Genomic DNA, 14,891 nt, shown 5'->3' on the forward strand with positions numbered 1-14,891 from the left:
CTCACGGTACTTCTCTCACTCTCCCTATTGGCTGACAGTATCCAGGCCAAAAGCAAGATTCAAGCCAGCGTCGGGCGGCTGAATCCTTGCGATTCAAGGAAATGGAGAGGCGCATGCTGCCGACCGCACGGAAACTCGATTTCGCTGATGTCCCCGTCATCGATCTGACTGACATTCATTCGAGCGATCCGGCACGCCGGCGTATTCTCGCGGATCGCCTGGCGGATGCCTGCGCGCGCGTCGGTTTCATGTACGTGATCAATCATGGCATTTCGGAAGAGGAAATCGATCTGATCTTTCAGACCGCCAAGGATTTCCATGACCTGCCCATCGACGCCAAGATGGAAGTGTCCCTCACCAAGAACAATCACGCCCAGGGCTATCTGCACGGCAAGAGCAAAGGCACCGGCACCAATATCGTCGAAAACCTGCAAGAGGCTTTTCAAATTCGTCGACCACTGGCGAAAGACGATCCGGATCTGCTCGCCGGCCGGCCGCTGCACGGCGAGATTCCGTGGCCGTCGGCCATGCCGGATCTCCAGCCGCGCATGATGCGGTTCTTCGATCAGGCCGACGGGTTGGGTTATGCGCTGCTGTCGCTATTCGAGGAGAGCTTGGGTTTCGAGCTGGGCCGCCTGCGTGGATATTTCACCAAGGATATGAACTCCCTGCGCTTGCTGCATTACCCGCCGCAGGCGCCGGATCAGGAAGGCGAACATCTGGGCGCGCGGGCGCATACCGATACCAATGCCTTCACCATCCTCGCGCAGGATCCCAATGGCGGTCTCGAAATCCGCAATCGCGAAAGCGAATGGGTGGCCGTGCCGCCAATCCCGCATACGCTCGTGCTCAATGTTGGCGAGGTCCTGAAGGTCTGGACGGATGGCGTGTTCTCCTCGACCGTTCATCGCGTCATCAATCGCTCGGGCCGCGAACGCTATTCCATTCCCTTCTTTATGTATCCGAGTTTCGACGCGCTGATCCAGCCACTGATCGCCAATCCAGATCCGAGCAATATCGCGCCGGAAAATCTGCACACCTCCATGCCGCGCGACAAGCCCTTCATTTATGGGGAGTTCAAGTCTCGCAGTACGGCACGAATTATGCCTGGTAACATCAAGACAGGAGCCTATTAGGCACGATCTCGCCTCTCAGCTTCCGTCATTGTCAAATCCAGGTGGTGAATGGTCTATGGCCGATGTCGCGATACATCCAAAGATAACGCTAGTGCCTAAAGCCACGGATTCCGCAGCGCCTCTCGTCGCGATCAAGAATTTGGTCAAAACCTATCATTCGGCGCGCGGGCCCATCACCGCGCTGTCGGATATCGATCTCGACATTGCCAATGGCCAGTTCGTCAGCATCGTTGGCCCCAGCGGTTGCGGCAAGAGTACGCTGCTCAAATGCATTGCCGGGCTGGAACGGATATCAAGTGGGGGCATCACCGTCGCCGGCAAAACCGTGTCGGCGCCACCTGATGATCTCGGCATTGTGTTCCAACGCGATGTGCTGCTCGACTGGCGCACCGTCATCGACAATGTGTTGATCACCGCCGAATTTCAGAAGATCGCGCGGGCGAGCATGATCGAGCGCGCGCGGCGTCTGCTCGACAGCTTTGGGCTCGGGGATTTCGAAAACCGCTATCCTTGGGAATTGTCAGGCGGCATGCGCCAGCGCGTCGCCATCTGTCGCGCTCTACTGTGCGATCCGAAATTTCTGCTGATGGACGAGCCGTTCGGTGCGCTCGACGCACTGACGCGCGACGAACTGAACATGCAATTGCAGGAGTTGTGGACGCGCGATCGCAAGACCATCGTCTTCATCACTCACGGCATTGATGAAGCGGTCTTTCTCTCGGATCGCGTGATCGTCATGGACCGCAATCCCGGTCGAATTATTCTCGACCTGGCGATCGATCTGCCACGTCCGCGCTCTTTCACGGTGCGCGACACCAGCGCCTTCACCCATTTCACGGCCATCGTGCGTCAGACCATGGTGGATGCCGGCATCCTGAGGGGCAAATGACATCGCAATCCATCAAATCGCGCGCTGTCGACAGTCTTTGGGTTGTCGGCGTTTTCGTCGCCGTCTGTGTCGTCTGGGAAGCGGCGGTCAAGCTTTTGAACCTGCCCTTGTTCGTCTTGCCGCCGGTCGAGGCGGTCATCCAGGATTTCCTTTCCGATCCCAGCCTGTTCGTGACCCACGCCATTTATACGATCGGCGTAGCACTCACCGGCTTTTTCATCGCGGGAGTCGTGGGCCTGCTGCTCGCGGTCGTCATCGTCTCCTCGCGCATCCTGGAGCGCATTCTGCTGACCTTTCTCGCACTGCTGCATAGTGTGCCGAAAGTGGCGCTGGCGCCACTCTTCGTCATCTGGCTTGGAACCGGCTACCAGCCGAAGATCGTCATCGCGGCGCTCATGTCGGTTCTGGTGATCGTTGTCGATGCGGTGGCGGGTTTGCGGTCTGTTGATCCAGAAATGGTCAACCTTGCCAAGGTTCATCATGCCTCGTCGCCGGCGATCATGTTCAAGATCCGCTTTCCCAATGCGTTGCCGCATCTGTTCGGTGCGTTGAAGGTGGCGATATCCTTGTCGTTGATCGGTGCGATCGTCGGCGAATATGTCGGTGGCCAGTCGGGTCTTGGCTATCTCATCCTGATCGCGCAAGGGAGTTTCGACACACCGCGCGCCTTCGCCGCCGTTCTCTTCCTCAGCGTCATCGCCACGGTGCTCTTCTATCTCGTCGTCTTCGCCGAAAGTCTTCTCGTGCCCTGGCACGTGTCGCAGCGCAGCCGTACGCCCTGAAGCAGAAAGGAGACAATCGTCATGCCGTTTCTTTCCAAGCCGTTTCTTTCCGTCTCGAAACATCTGCGTACGGCCTTCGTTGCGGCAGCGCTCGCCTGGAGCGGCCATGCCAGCGCGCTTGAGCGATTGACGGTCCAGACCGCGTTCTATCCGCAGGGCCCGCAGGCCTATTTGTTCCTTGCCAAGCATAAGGGCTGGTTCGAGGCGGCGGGGCTCGATGTCGAACTGCTGGATGGCCGCGGCTCGAACTTTTCGATGCAGGTGGTGAGCAGCGGGCATGCGGATGTCGGCGAGGGGCAGCTCGCCCCCATCGTTCCGGCGCGAGACAAGGGCGCCAAGGTCAAAGCCATCGCCGAATGGTATAAGAAAGACGGTCCGGCTATTATCGTCCCAGTCGACTCCGGCATGACCAAACCAGCAGATTTGAAGGGCAAGAAGGTCGTCATCATCGCCTCCGGTCCCTGGCCGCCGCTGCTGAATTCCTTCTTCGCGCAGTTCGATATGAAGCCAAGCGACATGCAATTGATGTATGTCGAATCCACGGCCTTGTTCACGACCTATGCGATCAAGCAAGCCGATGCCATGCTGACCGTTGATCTGGCTTATACCGAGGCCAATCCGCTGCGTGCGTCCAATTTGATTTCCTCGCTCGACTTCGGCGTAAAACTTCCTGGCAATGGGCTTTACGCGACCGAGGAAACGATCGCCAAACGCGGCGACGCCCTCAAACGGTTTATCGAAGTATGCGCGCGTGCCATGGCTTACATTTATGATGGCCACGAGGAGGAGGGGGCGCGGGCGATCCGCGCTCAGCGGCCCAATACCAAGCTTTCGGCCGAGCATATCCTCGAACAGATCAAGTTCTTTCAATCCCTACGTTTTGCGCCGTCCGGCGAGGGCAAGCCTGTCGGCTGGCAGTCGCCGCAGGATTGGCAGGAACGTATGGCCTATGTGAAGGCCGCAGGAATCGTGAAGACCGACCATGCGGGCACTGACTTCTTCACCAATGCCTTTACTGAGGGGCTGCCGCGTTAAGACCAGAGCGTTTTCGAGCGAAGTGGATACCGGTTCGCGTGAAGAAAACGCGTCAAAACAAAAGCTGAAGCCTTTCACCGTTCAATGAAACGGTGAAAGACTCTGGACTTCAAGGAATCTTGCAATGAGCGCTTTTGTAATCGGCGAGGTTGAAATCGTTCGCCCGGAAGGAATGAAGGGCTACGGTCCGATGGTTGCTGCGTCCATTGAGAAGTTTGGCGGCCGTTATCTGGCGCGCGGCTCGAAGCCTGAGGTGCTGGAGGGCGGGCCTGCCCACAATATCCTGATCATCGAATTTCCGGACATGGATAGCGCCCGTCGCTGGTATGCGTCGTCGGACTATGCGGCGGCAAAGACGATCCGTCTGGGATCGTCGAATCTGCGGCTGATTCTCGTCGATTCTTTCGTCAAGCCAGCGACTTGAGCAGACGGCTTCACCTTTCCTGTGCTAGCGGCAAGCTAAGATGTTTCTCGAAATAAGCGATGGTCTTGATCAGGCCTTCGCGCAAAGCGACGCTGGGTGTCCAATCGAGCCGTTGCCGAGCCTGGTCAATGTTGGGTCGGCGTTGACGAGGATCGTCGCTCGGCAAGGGTCTATGTGTGAGCTTCGAATTTGATCCGGTGATGTCGATGATCAATCCGGCCAGTTGGCGGACGGTGACCTCGTCCGGATTGCCGAGATTGATAGGCCCGGTAATGTCGGAGCCGCTTGCCATCAGACGCATGAGACCTTCGATCAGATCGTCGACATAGCAGAACGAACGGGTCTGGAGCCCGTCGCCGTAGAGCGTGATGTCCTCGCCCTTGAGCGCCTGCAGGATCAGATTGGGCACCACGCGCCCGTCATCGGGCAACATGCGCGGTCCGTAAGTATTGAAAATGCGGGCGACCTTGATCGGCACCTGATGCTGACGATGGTAGTCGAAGAACAGGGCCTCCGCGCAACGCTTGCCCTCATCGTAGCAGGCACGCTGGCCGATCGGATTGACGTGTCCCCAATAGCTCTCGGGCTGCGGATGCTGTTCGGGATCGCCATACACTTCCGATGTGGAGGCCTGCAGGATTTTGATGTTTCGCTGGCGCGCCAGGTCGAGCATGTTGATCGCGCCGATCACGCAGGTCTTCGTCGTCTCGATCGGGTTGAACTGGTAGTGAACGGGAGAGGCGGGCGCGGCCAAATTGTAGATTTCATCGACCTCCACGGTGAGTGGAAGGACGACGTCATGGCGCAACGGCGTGAAACGTGGCTCGTTCGCCAGATGTGCCAGATTGCGCTGCGTGCCCGAAAAGAAATTGTCGACGCAGATCACATGATGACCCTGGGCCAGCAGGCGGTCGCAGAGATGAGAGCCGAGGAAGCCGGCCCCGCCTGTCACCAGGATTTTCTTACTCATTCCGTCAGGGGCGCCTTCGTCTCGAAACAGAATTTCAGAATAGAGTGAGAGCTTAATGGCGATCGGTTTCCCCGCCAAATCGTGCCTATCGAACGCGGATCAGTTTTTTCTCTGGTGAGACATTATGCATTTCCAGGGTTCTGAGCATGTAGACGGGGAGACCCTTGAGGAAACCCCACAGGCGCTCCTTGCCGCGTTGCGCGATCGCTGTGGCTTCCGCGGGATGATCGAGCACCCAGGAAACGCGTTCCGCCACATCGCTCATGTCGCGGGCGATAGGAACATAGTGCTTCCAGGGGCGGAGCAGGTGCGTATAGGCGAGTTCCCGCCCTGATGGCACCTTGAGGACGAGGATGCCCGCCAGATGTTTGTGGCATGTGCCCCAGGAGCCCGCATTGCCCGGCAGATCGAGATACATCTGGAAATCGGCGAAGCGGCTTTCCGGAACAAAATCGGCATAAACATCAAGGTCATGGAGCAGGGCGACAGCCTCGTCCTCGCCAGCACCCACCCATTGCACGAGTTTGGAAATGCGACAGTCGGCTTTTGCGCCCACGGCGGCCGCTACCCGCAGGCAGGCGTCAACGCGATAGTTGGTGCGCAGTTCATCAAGCGATCGGATCCAGCCGCCACTGGTGGTCGAACCGCGCCAAAATAGGAGCGGCTGGCGGTTGCTGAATGTCGTTTCGAAATCGCCGTCTGTTTCAGCGGCCCCATAGTCGCCGCGCTCGAAGGATCGGCGGGCTTCCAGCAGATAGAGATCGGGAAACAGCGCCCAGTCTGCATCGGCCGGCCGGTCGAAAGACAAGGCGCAGGCGCCGCCAACATCGGACAGATTGAACCTCAGAATGAACGGCGAACGTTTCGCATAATCGGCGAGATAGGGGCCCAAGACGCTGGTGACGTGAAGGATTCGCCCCTTGAAATTGCCGAAGAAGGGAGCGTTGTCGACATCAGCCGAAACCTCGACCTCGACCACCGGTATCTGGTCATCGCTCGCGTGGGCGTTGCTGATCCGTATGTCTTCAGACGGCAGATCAAAGGCTTGCGTGAGCTTACCCAGCCGCAGGCCGATGTGGGCGAGCTGATGCTCTAAATCCGCCCACTCATACAGCTGACCCACCTGTTGCTCCCACGCCACGTGATGCCGGCAGCTATCCTACCGGCCTCCGGTCGGGCGTCCAGGGGCATCAGAAGCCCAGTCTGATGCCGCCCCGGAAGGTGTGGGATTGAATGCGGCTGTTGGCGGCGCTGAGCTGATATTCGAGATCGAAGCCGAGCGTTTCCGTTTTCGCTCTCAGCCCCACCGCCATCATCATCTGGCTGTTGGCCAGGGTCTGTTCGGTGATCGTATAGACCGGCCCGCCGAGCAGATCCGCATAGGTGAGGTTCTGGCTATAGGCGCCGCCCATGCGGGCGCGGTATTCGAACCGGCCGAGCAGGGTGAGCATGCCCCAGGTCATGGGGATGTCGTAGCTGGTGCGCAGGCCGACGACGCCGCGCAGGGTTTGCGTCGACAGCTTCTGGAACGACAGCGCCCAGATCGGCGATCCGGTTTCCGTATAGGGGTCGAGTTCCAGCCGTGTCGCGTCGAGCCGCAGATAGGGCGCGAGTTTCCACGGCCCCCAGCGCTCCTCGCGCACCAAGGCCAGCGAACCGAAGAGCTGCTTCGTATTGCGGCTGCCCATGACGTAGAGGCCGGGCAGGGTGACGTAGCGCTGGGAATCGATCGAGCCGCGGCCATAGCCGGCGATCATGTCAATGAAGGTGGCCGACATGAGTTTATAGCTGGCATAGAAGGCGATATTGGCATTGCGCGCATCGGTGCGCGTGCCGTCCGTGCCGATGCGGGTCTGATCGGTGCCGAAGCCCACCGCGATACCGGCCTTCAGGCCATCGAACAGTTTGGTGTCGATACCCAATGTCACGCCGGCGGTGGTGAACTTGTTCTCAAAAAGGCCCATCTGCAATTGCGTGCCGAAACTGACGGCGCCGCCCATCCAGATGTGGAAGGGAACGTCCGATCCTTTGCGCTTGGCCGGCGGCGGGGTCGGGAAGGCGGATTTGATGCCGCGCTGGCCTTCGGCATAGGCGAGGTAACCGCCGTTTTCACGCGCCGTATCGGCAAAGGCCGATGTGCCGGGCGGGATGTTGCTGGGGCCGCTGAAGCCGATGCCCATGCTGACGGGCTCGGGATCGTCGTCATCGTGCAACCGCTCGAGGCGCTGGGTGATGTTGTCCATCTGCGCTTCGGCGAAGCGTTGCGACGAGGTCACCTGTGCATGGACGATGCCGCGCACGTTGGGATCGAGCGACGGATCGGGCCGGGCGTTGACGGTGATCACGACACCAGCCGATGTCGTCGCCGCATTGTTGATGTCGCCGCTGTAGGCGGCGGTGAACGTATGGGCGCCGTTGGCGAGCGACTTGGTCGTGAAACTGGCGACGCCTCCTGCAACGGCGACCGTGGCCAGCGCCGCACCACCGTCACGGAAGGTGACGGTGCCGGTGGGCGTGACGCCGGTCACGGTGGCGGTGAGTGTCACCGGCAGGCCAAACATGATGCTGGTGGCTGAGGCCGTCAGCATCACGGTGGTCGTTGCCTTGGTAATCGTGAAACTCTGCGTCACTGCGGTTGCGGCCGCGAAATTGGCGTTGCCGGGCTGTGTCGCGACGATCGAACACTGGCCGACGGCGAGCAGCGACACGCTCGATCCCGCCACACTACAGGTGGCGGGCGTCGAGGAAGCGAAGGTGACGACGAGGCTGGAACTGGCCGTCGCCGATACGGTGAACGCGCCGGAGCCGATGGCACGGTCGGTGAGGGCGGCGAAAGTGATGGTGTTGGTGCCGGGGGTGATCGTGAAACTCTGCACCACGGGAGTTGCCGCAGCGAAATTGCCATTGCCCGGCTGCGAAGCAGTGATCGAACAGGAGCCTGCCGCCACGAAGGTGATGGCACTGCCGGCGACCGTGCAGGTCGCGGTCGTCGTCGACGTATAGATGATGGCGAGGCCGGAACTGGCGGTGGCGGTCAGAGCCGGCGGCGGGCTGGTGAAGGGTGTGTTGGCGAGTGCCGGGAAGGTGATCACATTGACGCCGGCAGTGATCGTAAAGCTCTGCGTCACTGGCGTGGCGGTGGCGAAATTGGCATTGCCGGCTTGCGACGCCGTGATGGAACAGGCGCCCGCCGCCACGAAGGTGATGGCGCTGCCAGCCACCGTGCAGGTCGACGTGGTGATCGACACATAGGTGACGGCGAGGCCGGAGCTAGCCGTCGCCGACAGAGCCGGCGGCGGGCTGGTGAAAGGCGTGTTGGCGAGCGCCGGGAAGGTGATGGTGTTGACGCCGGCGGTGATGGTGAAGCTCTGCGTCACTGGCGCGGCGGCGGCGAAATTGGCATTGCCGGCCTGCGATGCTGTGATCGAGCAACCTCCGGCGGCGACGAATGTAATGGTGCTGCCGGCGACCGTGCAGGTCGATGTGGTGATCGACACATAGGTGACGGTGAGGCCGGAGCTGGCTGTCGCCGACAGAGCCGGTGGCGGGCTGGTGAAAGGTGTGTTGGCGAGCGCCGGGAAGGTGATGGTGTTGACGCCGGCGGTGATGGTGAAGCTCTGCGTCACTGGCGCGGCGGCGGCGAAATTGGCATTGCCGGCCTGCGATGCTGTGATCGAGCAACCTCCGGCGGCGACGAATGTAATGGTGCTGCCGGCGACCGTGCAGGTCGATGTGGTGATCGACACATAGGTGACGGTGAGGCCGGAGCTGGCCGTGGCGGCGAGCGCCGGCGGGGGGCTGGTAAAGGGCGTATTGGCTGGCGCTGGGAACGTGATCGTGTTGACGCCAGCGGTGACGTTGAACGTATGTGTCACGGGCGTTGCAGCGGCGTAATTGGCGTTGCCGGGTTGTGTCGCGCTGATCACGCAAGAGCCGACGGCAACGAAAGTGAGGGTGCTGCCAGACACCGTGCAGATGCCTGTCGTGCTTGACACATAGGTGATGGCGAGGCCGGAACTGGCAGAGGCGGTCAGAGCCGGGGGCGGGCTGGTGAATGGTGTATCCGCCAATCCGGGAAAGGTGATCGTATTGGTTCCAGGGGCGACGGTGAAGGTCCTTGTCACCGGCGTAGCTGTCGCATAGCTGGCATTGCCGGCCTGCGAGGCCGTGATGGAACAGGTACCTCCGGCGACGAAGGTCAGCGTGCTGCCGGAGACCGTGCAGATGCCCGTGCTGTTTGACGCATAGCTGACGGTGAGGCCGGAGCTGGCCGTGGCGGCGAGCGACGGCGGCGGGCTGGTGAACGGCGTGTTCGGCGGCGTCGGGAAGGTGATCGTATTGGTGCCGGGCGTGACGTTAAAAGTGCGCGTCACCGGCGTCGCGGCGGCGAAATTGGTGTTGCCGGCCTGTGAGGCGGTGATCGAGCAAACGCCACCGGAATGGAAAGTGATAGAGCTGCCGGAGACCGTGCAGACGCTTGAACTGTTGGACGCGTAGGTGACCGTGAGCAATGACGACGAGGTGGCATTCAGGCCCGGGGGCGCACTGGTATAGGGTGTGTCGGGTGGGGTCGGGAACGTAATCGTCTGCGAGGCCTGATTCACGGTGACGCCAACGGTTCCGCTGCTCGTCAGATTCTGCGCGTCACCGCTATAGGTGGCTGTGATGGTGTGCGATCCGACCGGAATGCTGCTGGTGTTCAGCGTCGCCGTGCCGGCGGAAACAGGGACAGCGCCGAGCGTCGTTGCGCCGTTGGTGAACGTGACTGTGCCGGTCGGTGAATTGCCCGTGACAGTCGCCGTGAGCGCGACGCTTTGATTGAAGGACGACGGATTGGGGCTGGCACCCAGCGACGTGGTGCTCGCGGTCGGACCGCCGCCCGAATAGGTGATCGTAATGACGCCGCTGTAGGTGACGGTGATGGGCGTGCCGAGCGCATTCAGATTGAACACGGGTATGGATTGAATCTGCAAGGCACCGACATCGGCGGCCGTTGTCACATAGGAGGCCGTGCAAGTCGTCGTTTGATTTGTCGCGCCGCTGAATGGTCCGGGGCAGGAGGCGCCTGACAGCGGGATCGCATTGTCGGAGACGGTCAGACCCGAAATGACATAGCCACCGGAATTGAAGACATAAGTGAAATGGATTGTCTGGCCGGCGCCGCTGAATGTCGTAGGGCTGGGCGTGACACTGACGATCGATTGCGCGGATACCGGAGAGGCGACAAGCGCGAAGGCCAATGTCAGCGCGCTGAGCAGTAAAGCGGAGAGCAGGCTCGCCGCTTTCGCTCGTGTGTTTCTTTCCTTCGATAGCAGGCAACCGAATACGCCAGCGATCCGTCTCGCAAGCGAGACGCCCCAAATCCGATCGGTCAACATGTGCAGCCCCAATCCGCCACCCCTGGCGGGTCAGCCCCTGAAATCAGTGGCTTCGCTTAGAAGACTATGGGGCCCCTGGGGATTCCGCCAGCGCACAAGCAGGTGGTTAATGGATTACGAATAGATGTGTTTTTTCAGTCACATATATCGCGTAAAGACCGTTCTGGTGTGAACTTTTGCGGCCCAAGCCGTTTTCTCCGCAAGACCAGTAAGCTCCGGGCAAAAAGCATGGCGATTTGCCCGGAATTCGTCTTGAGGCATTGTCTGAGTATTTGATGATCTGTCAGGCTGGCACCGGTGCGGCCAGCGAGGCGCCGAGCTTGTCCATCAGCCAGTTGGTGCCGTGCTCGCGCCCCTTGGCGCCATCCGGGCCATCGAAATAGGCGCCTTGTTCGGTGAGCTTCAGCCTGGTCTTGGTGCCTTCAGCGAAGATTTCGATGGCTGCGAGCGAGACGGACATGCGTTCGCCGTTGATCTTCATTTCGTAGGTATAAATGATACGCTGGTTGGGCTCGATATCGTAGTAGAGACAGTCGAATTCCGTCTTCCGGCCGTCCGGCCAAAGACCAGCCTGGGTTTCGTGGCCACCGATGCGAAAGTCGAAGGATTGACCGGAAGCGATGACGTCCTCCGGGCCGCCGAACCACATGGCTTTGGCTTTCTCGTCAGAAAAAGCCTTGAACACCCGCGCGGGCGTCGCGTCATAAATGCGTTCGATGACAAAGGTCGAATGATAGATACCAGTCATTGCTCATCTTCCTCTTTGGTGACATCGAGATAGGCGCCGAGTCTGTCGAGCCGCTTTTCCCAAGCGGTGCGGCGTTGGGTGAGCCATTGTTCGGCCGGGTGAATCGCATTGTGATCGAGGTTGCAGGTGCGTGTGCGCCCGACCTTCTGCGAACGCACCAGCCCGCTCGCTTCAAGCACCGCCAAATGCTGCACGACGCCGGACAAGGTCATGGCCAGCGGCTCGGCCAATTGGCTGACCGAAGCAGGCCCGCGACTGAGCCGTTCGACCATTTGCCGCCGCGCCGGGTCGGCGAGGGCATGGAAGACGGCATCGAGCTTTTCTTGATACTGAAGCATTCACTTAAGTATCAAGCGAGCCGGGATTTGGCAAGCCCATTCCTTCAAGGACCGCTGTCATGTGATCGATAACGAGGGGAAATAAGCCTTGAATCGGCGGCGTATCGATCCGTTTTCAACTGGTTAGGACACTTTGGGCTGAGCCGCCCTTGTGCCCAGGGGCCGAAGCGCGCTACGTCCCGCCCGAACTTCATTTCCCGCAAGAGGACTCTATGACCGCCATCCTTGATGTGACCGCCCGTGAAATCCTCGACAGCCGGGGCAATCCGACGATCGAAGTCGACGTGATCCTCGAGGACGGTTCGTTCGGCCGCGCCGCCGTACCGTCGGGCGCCTCCACCGGCGCCCATGAGGCCGTGGAATTGCGCGACGGCGACAAAGCCCGCTACGGCGGCAAGGGTGTGCTGAAGGCGGTCGAAAACGTCAACGACGCGATCTACCAGGCGATCTCCGGCCTCGACGGCGAGGATCAGGTGGAGATCGATGAGACCATGATCGCCCTCGATGGCACGCCCAACAAGGCAAAGCTCGGCGCCAATGCCATTCTCGGCGTCTCGCTGGCTGTTTCCAAGGCGGCGGCGGAATCGGCTGGCCTGCCGCTCTACCGTTACGTCGGCGGCCCGTCGGCTCGCGTCCTGCCGGTGCCGATGATGAACATCGTCAATGGTGGCGCCCATGCTGACAATCCGATCGACTTCCAGGAATTCATGATCCTGCCGGTTGGCGCGCCGACCTTCGCGGAAGCGGTGCGCTGGGGCGCGGAAGTGTTCCAGGTGCTGAAAAGCGGTCTGAAGAAGGCCGGGCATAACACCAATGTCGGCGACGAAGGTGGTTTTGCGCCGAACCTGCCGACCGCCGAAGCCGCGCTCGACTTCTGCATGAAGGCCATCGCCGATGCCGGCTTCAAGCCGGGCCAGGACATCTACCTCGGTCTTGACTGCGCCTCGACCGAATTCTTCAAGGACGGCAAGTATCACTACGAAGGTGAGGGCAAGACCCGCTCGATCGCCGAACAGGTGGCCTATCTCACCAAGCTCGTCGGCGATTATCCGATCGTCACCATCGAGGACGGCATGGCCGAGGACGATTGGGCCGGCTGGAAGCAGCTCACCGACGCCATCGGCAAGAAGTGCCAGCTTGTCGGCGACGATCTGTTCGTCACCAATGTTACGCGCCTGTCGCGCGGCATCAAGGAAGGCGTCGGCAATTCCATCCTCGTCAAGGTCAACCAGATCGGTTCGCTCACCGAGACGCTGGCGGCGGTCGATATGGCGCATCGTGCCGGCTATACGGCGGTGATGTCGCATCGCTCCGGCGAGACCGAGGATTCGACCATTGCCGATCTCGCGGTGGCCACCAATTGCGGGCAGATCAAGACCGGTTCGCTCGCTCGTTCCGACCGCACCGCAAAGTATAACCAGCTCATCCGCATCGAGGAAGAGCTCGGCAACCAGGCGCGCTACGCCGGCCGCGCCGCTTTGAAGGCACTGGCCTGAACCCGCAAACCTCTCTCTTCACGCGAAGTGTGACCGCTTCGCGTGAAGAGATGCCTTAAAAGACGAACATTGATGCTGAACGATGCTGGATTGCGATCCAGGATCATCGCGCTCCACCGGAGGACCGATGGCTGACCTGTTTGCACCCTTGCGCCTCGGCGCACTCGATCTTCCCAATCGTATCGTCATGGCGCCGATGACGCGCTCGCGCGCCGATGCCAACGGCGTGCCGCTGGATATTGTCGCCGAATATTACGCGCAGCGCGCCTCCGCCGGTCTGATCGTCACCGAGGCGATCTACGTGTCCGCTATGGCCAAGGGTTATGTGCGCACGCCGGGCCTCGTCACGTCAGAGCAAGTCGCCGCGTGGAAGAAAGTGACGCAGACAGTGCATGGCAAGGGCGGGCGGATTTTCGCGCAGCTCTATCATACCGGTCGTGTCGCTTTGCCCGATTGGCTGCCAGGCGGCGTCGCACCTGTCGCGCCGTCGGCCATCGCCATCAACGGCACCAATCAGACCGACGAAGGCAAGAAACCGTTCGTCATGCCGCGTGCTCTGGAGACCGATGAAATCGCCGGCGTCGCCGCCGAATACGGACAGGCAGCGCAACGCGCCATGGAAGCCGGCTTCGATGGCATCGAAGTGCATGCCGCCTCCGGCTACCTGATCCATCAATTTCTCGACGCGACCATCAACACCCGCACCGACCGTTATGGCGGTAGCGCCGTCAATCGCGTGCGTTTCCTGCGCGAAGCAGTGGAGAGCGTCGTCGCCGTGGTCGGCAAGGATCGTGTTGGCGTGAAGATTTCGCCGCGCATCAAGTTCAACGATGTCGTCGAGCCCGACGCGGAAGAAGTCTATCCGGTGGTGGCACGCGAACTGTCCGAATGCGGCATCGCTTATCTGCACGGCGCGCGCCAGGGTGCCTACGAGGTGCATAACCTGCGGGCTCTGTTCAGCGGCGCCTATCTCGCGGGCTCTGGTTTCGACTTCGAAAAAGCCAATGACGCCATCGTGTCCGGCACCGCCGATGCGGTGGTCTTCGGTAAGCCGTTCCTCGCCAATCCCGATCTGCCGCGCCGCTACCGGGAAGGGCTCGATCTGGCGCAGCCCGATCAAGGCACCATCTATTGGGGTGGCGCGAAGGGCTATGTCGACTATCCCGCGCACATGTGAAGCTTTAACCATCGCGCGCTTGTGATGGGACGTCTCTGATCCAGTCAGCCGCGAATGGCGTAAGATGGATGGCTCTATAGCGTTTTCGAGCGAAGTGGAGACCGGTTCGCGTGAAGAAAACGCGTCAAAACAGGAGCATGAAGTCTTTCGCCGTTTAATGAAACGGTGAAAGACTCGAGGGCGAATCTGGAGGAAGCCATGAAGACATTTGCCTATGTCCTGGCGCTTGGGATGCTGATCGCTCCGACGGGCGTGGCGATGGCCCAGGGCCGCCCCCTGTCGACGGCCATGACCTGCGCGCAAGCTGCCGGCATCGTCAATGCACGCGGTGCGGTGGTGATGAGCACTGGTCCTTATACCTATGACCGTTATGTACAGCATCGCGGCTTCTGCACGCCGACCGAAACGACGAAACCGGACTTCGTGCCGACCCGCGACAATCCTACGTGTTTCATCGGTTACAGGTGTATCGAGATCACGCGCGGCGGGCGCCGGCCCTGAGAAAGGCCGAGAGGAGG

Annotated in this window: 13 protein-coding genes; 8 read left to right on the forward strand and 5 right to left on the reverse strand. The window is 60.6% G+C overall.

Translation table 11 applies throughout. From position 1 onward, the window contains the following. Window positions 1-113 precede the first annotated feature (113 nt). From OIM99_RS13260 to OIM99_RS13280, 5 genes are all read left to right on the forward strand, one after another. A complete protein-coding gene (locus OIM99_RS13260) occupies window positions 114-1,136 on the forward strand; it encodes a 2OG-Fe(II) oxygenase family protein (RefSeq protein ID WP_311850892.1) in 1,023 nt (340 codons plus the stop codon). A gap of 91 nt (window positions 1,137-1,227) precedes the next feature. Beyond that, the gene (locus OIM99_RS13265; RefSeq protein ID WP_311850893.1) at window positions 1,228-2,025 is read left to right on the forward strand and encodes an ABC transporter ATP-binding protein; all 798 of its coding nucleotides are present in this window, start codon (window positions 1,228-1,230) and stop codon (window positions 2,023-2,025) included. Then, entirely contained in the window at window positions 2,022-2,807 is a 786-nt protein-coding gene (locus OIM99_RS13270) for an ABC transporter permease (protein WP_311850894.1), read from the forward strand. The genes OIM99_RS13265 and OIM99_RS13270 overlap by 4 nt, the downstream gene beginning before the upstream one ends. Window positions 2,808-2,828: 21 nt before the next feature. Beyond that, window positions 2,829-3,842 (forward strand): ABC transporter substrate-binding protein, encoded by a 1,014-nt coding sequence (locus OIM99_RS13275; RefSeq protein WP_311850895.1) that lies wholly within the window; start codon window positions 2,829-2,831, stop codon window positions 3,840-3,842. 124 nt (window positions 3,843-3,966) lie between these two features. Then, window positions 3,967-4,266, forward strand: a complete 300-nt coding sequence (locus OIM99_RS13280; RefSeq protein ID WP_311850896.1) for a DUF1330 domain-containing protein — start codon at window positions 3,967-3,969, stop codon at window positions 4,264-4,266. A 10-nt stretch (window positions 4,267-4,276) separates the two neighbouring features. On the opposite strand, the gene OIM99_RS13285 is transcribed toward OIM99_RS13280, so the two are convergent. The 5 genes from OIM99_RS13285 to OIM99_RS13305 form a co-directional block, all read right to left on the reverse strand. Then, window positions 4,277-5,236: a UDP-glucuronic acid decarboxylase family protein gene (locus tag OIM99_RS13285; protein WP_311850897.1), complete on the reverse strand. Its 960-nt coding sequence runs from the start codon at window positions 5,234-5,236 to the stop codon at window positions 4,277-4,279. Window positions 5,237-5,321: 85 nt separating this feature from the next. After that, window positions 5,322-6,359: a glycosyl transferase family 90 gene (locus OIM99_RS13290; protein ID WP_311850898.1), complete on the reverse strand. Its 1,038-nt coding sequence runs from the start codon at window positions 6,357-6,359 to the stop codon at window positions 5,322-5,324. A gap of 67 nt (window positions 6,360-6,426) precedes the next feature. Beyond that, window positions 6,427-10,614, reverse strand: a complete 4,188-nt coding sequence (locus tag OIM99_RS13295) for an autotransporter domain-containing protein (protein WP_311850899.1) — start codon at window positions 10,612-10,614, stop codon at window positions 6,427-6,429. A gap of 283 nt (window positions 10,615-10,897) precedes the next feature. Next, window positions 10,898-11,362 carry an SRPBCC family protein gene (locus OIM99_RS13300; protein ID WP_311850900.1) on the reverse strand — a complete coding sequence of 155 codons (465 nt, stop codon included), beginning with the start codon at window positions 11,360-11,362 and terminating at the stop codon, window positions 10,898-10,900. Beyond that, window positions 11,359-11,700 (reverse strand): metalloregulator ArsR/SmtB family transcription factor, encoded by a 342-nt coding sequence (locus OIM99_RS13305; protein ID WP_311850901.1) that lies wholly within the window; start codon window positions 11,698-11,700, stop codon window positions 11,359-11,361. Before OIM99_RS13305 ends, OIM99_RS13300 begins: the two co-directional genes overlap by 4 nt. A 212-nt stretch (window positions 11,701-11,912) precedes the next feature. Here OIM99_RS13305 and eno point away from each other — a divergent pair, with 212 nt between their 5' ends. From eno to OIM99_RS13320, 3 genes are all read left to right on the forward strand, one after another. After that, window positions 11,913-13,196 carry a phosphopyruvate hydratase gene (eno, locus tag OIM99_RS13310; RefSeq protein ID WP_311850902.1) on the forward strand — a complete coding sequence of 428 codons (1,284 nt, stop codon included), beginning with the start codon at window positions 11,913-11,915 and terminating at the stop codon, window positions 13,194-13,196. 127 nt (window positions 13,197-13,323) lie between these two features. Next, on the forward strand, window positions 13,324-14,373 hold the full coding sequence (locus OIM99_RS13315; RefSeq protein WP_311850903.1) for an alkene reductase: 1,050 nt from the start codon (window positions 13,324-13,326) through the stop codon (window positions 14,371-14,373). 198 nt (window positions 14,374-14,571) lie between these two features. Then, complete coding sequence (locus tag OIM99_RS13320) at window positions 14,572-14,874, forward strand: hypothetical protein (protein WP_311850904.1); 303 nt, start codon at window positions 14,572-14,574, stop codon at window positions 14,872-14,874. Window positions 14,875-14,891 lie beyond the last annotated feature (17 nt).

The organism is Methylocella sp. CPCC 101449, assembly GCF_031921685.1.
Classification (GTDB): Bacteria; Pseudomonadota; Alphaproteobacteria; order Rhizobiales; family Beijerinckiaceae; genus Terripilifer.

Excerpts from the sequence above, each read along its gene's own strand:
- OIM99_RS13315 (WP_311850903.1), top strand. The coding sequence starts at position 13,324 with ATGGCTGACCTGTTTGCACCCTTGCGCCTCGGCGCACTCGATCTTCCC.
- OIM99_RS13280 (WP_311850896.1), top strand. The coding sequence starts at position 3,967 with ATGAGCGCTTTTGTAATCGGCGAGGTTGAAATCGTTCGCCCGGAAGGA.
- OIM99_RS13275 (WP_311850895.1), top strand. The coding sequence starts at position 2,829 with ATGCCGTTTCTTTCCAAGCCGTTTCTTTCCGTCTCGAAACATCTGCGT.
- OIM99_RS13305 (WP_311850901.1), bottom strand. The coding sequence starts at position 11,700 with ATGCTTCAGTATCAAGAAAAGCTCGATGCCGTCTTCCATGCCCTCGCC.
- eno (WP_311850902.1), top strand. The coding sequence starts at position 11,913 with ATGACCGCCATCCTTGATGTGACCGCCCGTGAAATCCTCGACAGCCGG.
- OIM99_RS13285 (WP_311850897.1), bottom strand. The coding sequence starts at position 5,236 with ATGAGTAAGAAAATCCTGGTGACAGGCGGGGCCGGCTTCCTCGGCTCT.
- OIM99_RS13260 (WP_311850892.1), top strand. The coding sequence starts at position 114 with ATGCTGCCGACCGCACGGAAACTCGATTTCGCTGATGTCCCCGTCATC.
- OIM99_RS13270 (WP_311850894.1), top strand. The coding sequence starts at position 2,022 with ATGACATCGCAATCCATCAAATCGCGCGCTGTCGACAGTCTTTGGGTT.
- OIM99_RS13300 (WP_311850900.1), bottom strand. The coding sequence starts at position 11,362 with ATGACTGGTATCTATCATTCGACCTTTGTCATCGAACGCATTTATGAC.
- OIM99_RS13320 (WP_311850904.1), top strand. The coding sequence starts at position 14,572 with ATGAAGACATTTGCCTATGTCCTGGCGCTTGGGATGCTGATCGCTCCG.
- OIM99_RS13295 (WP_311850899.1), bottom strand. The coding sequence starts at position 10,614 with ATGTTGACCGATCGGATTTGGGGCGTCTCGCTTGCGAGACGGATCGCT.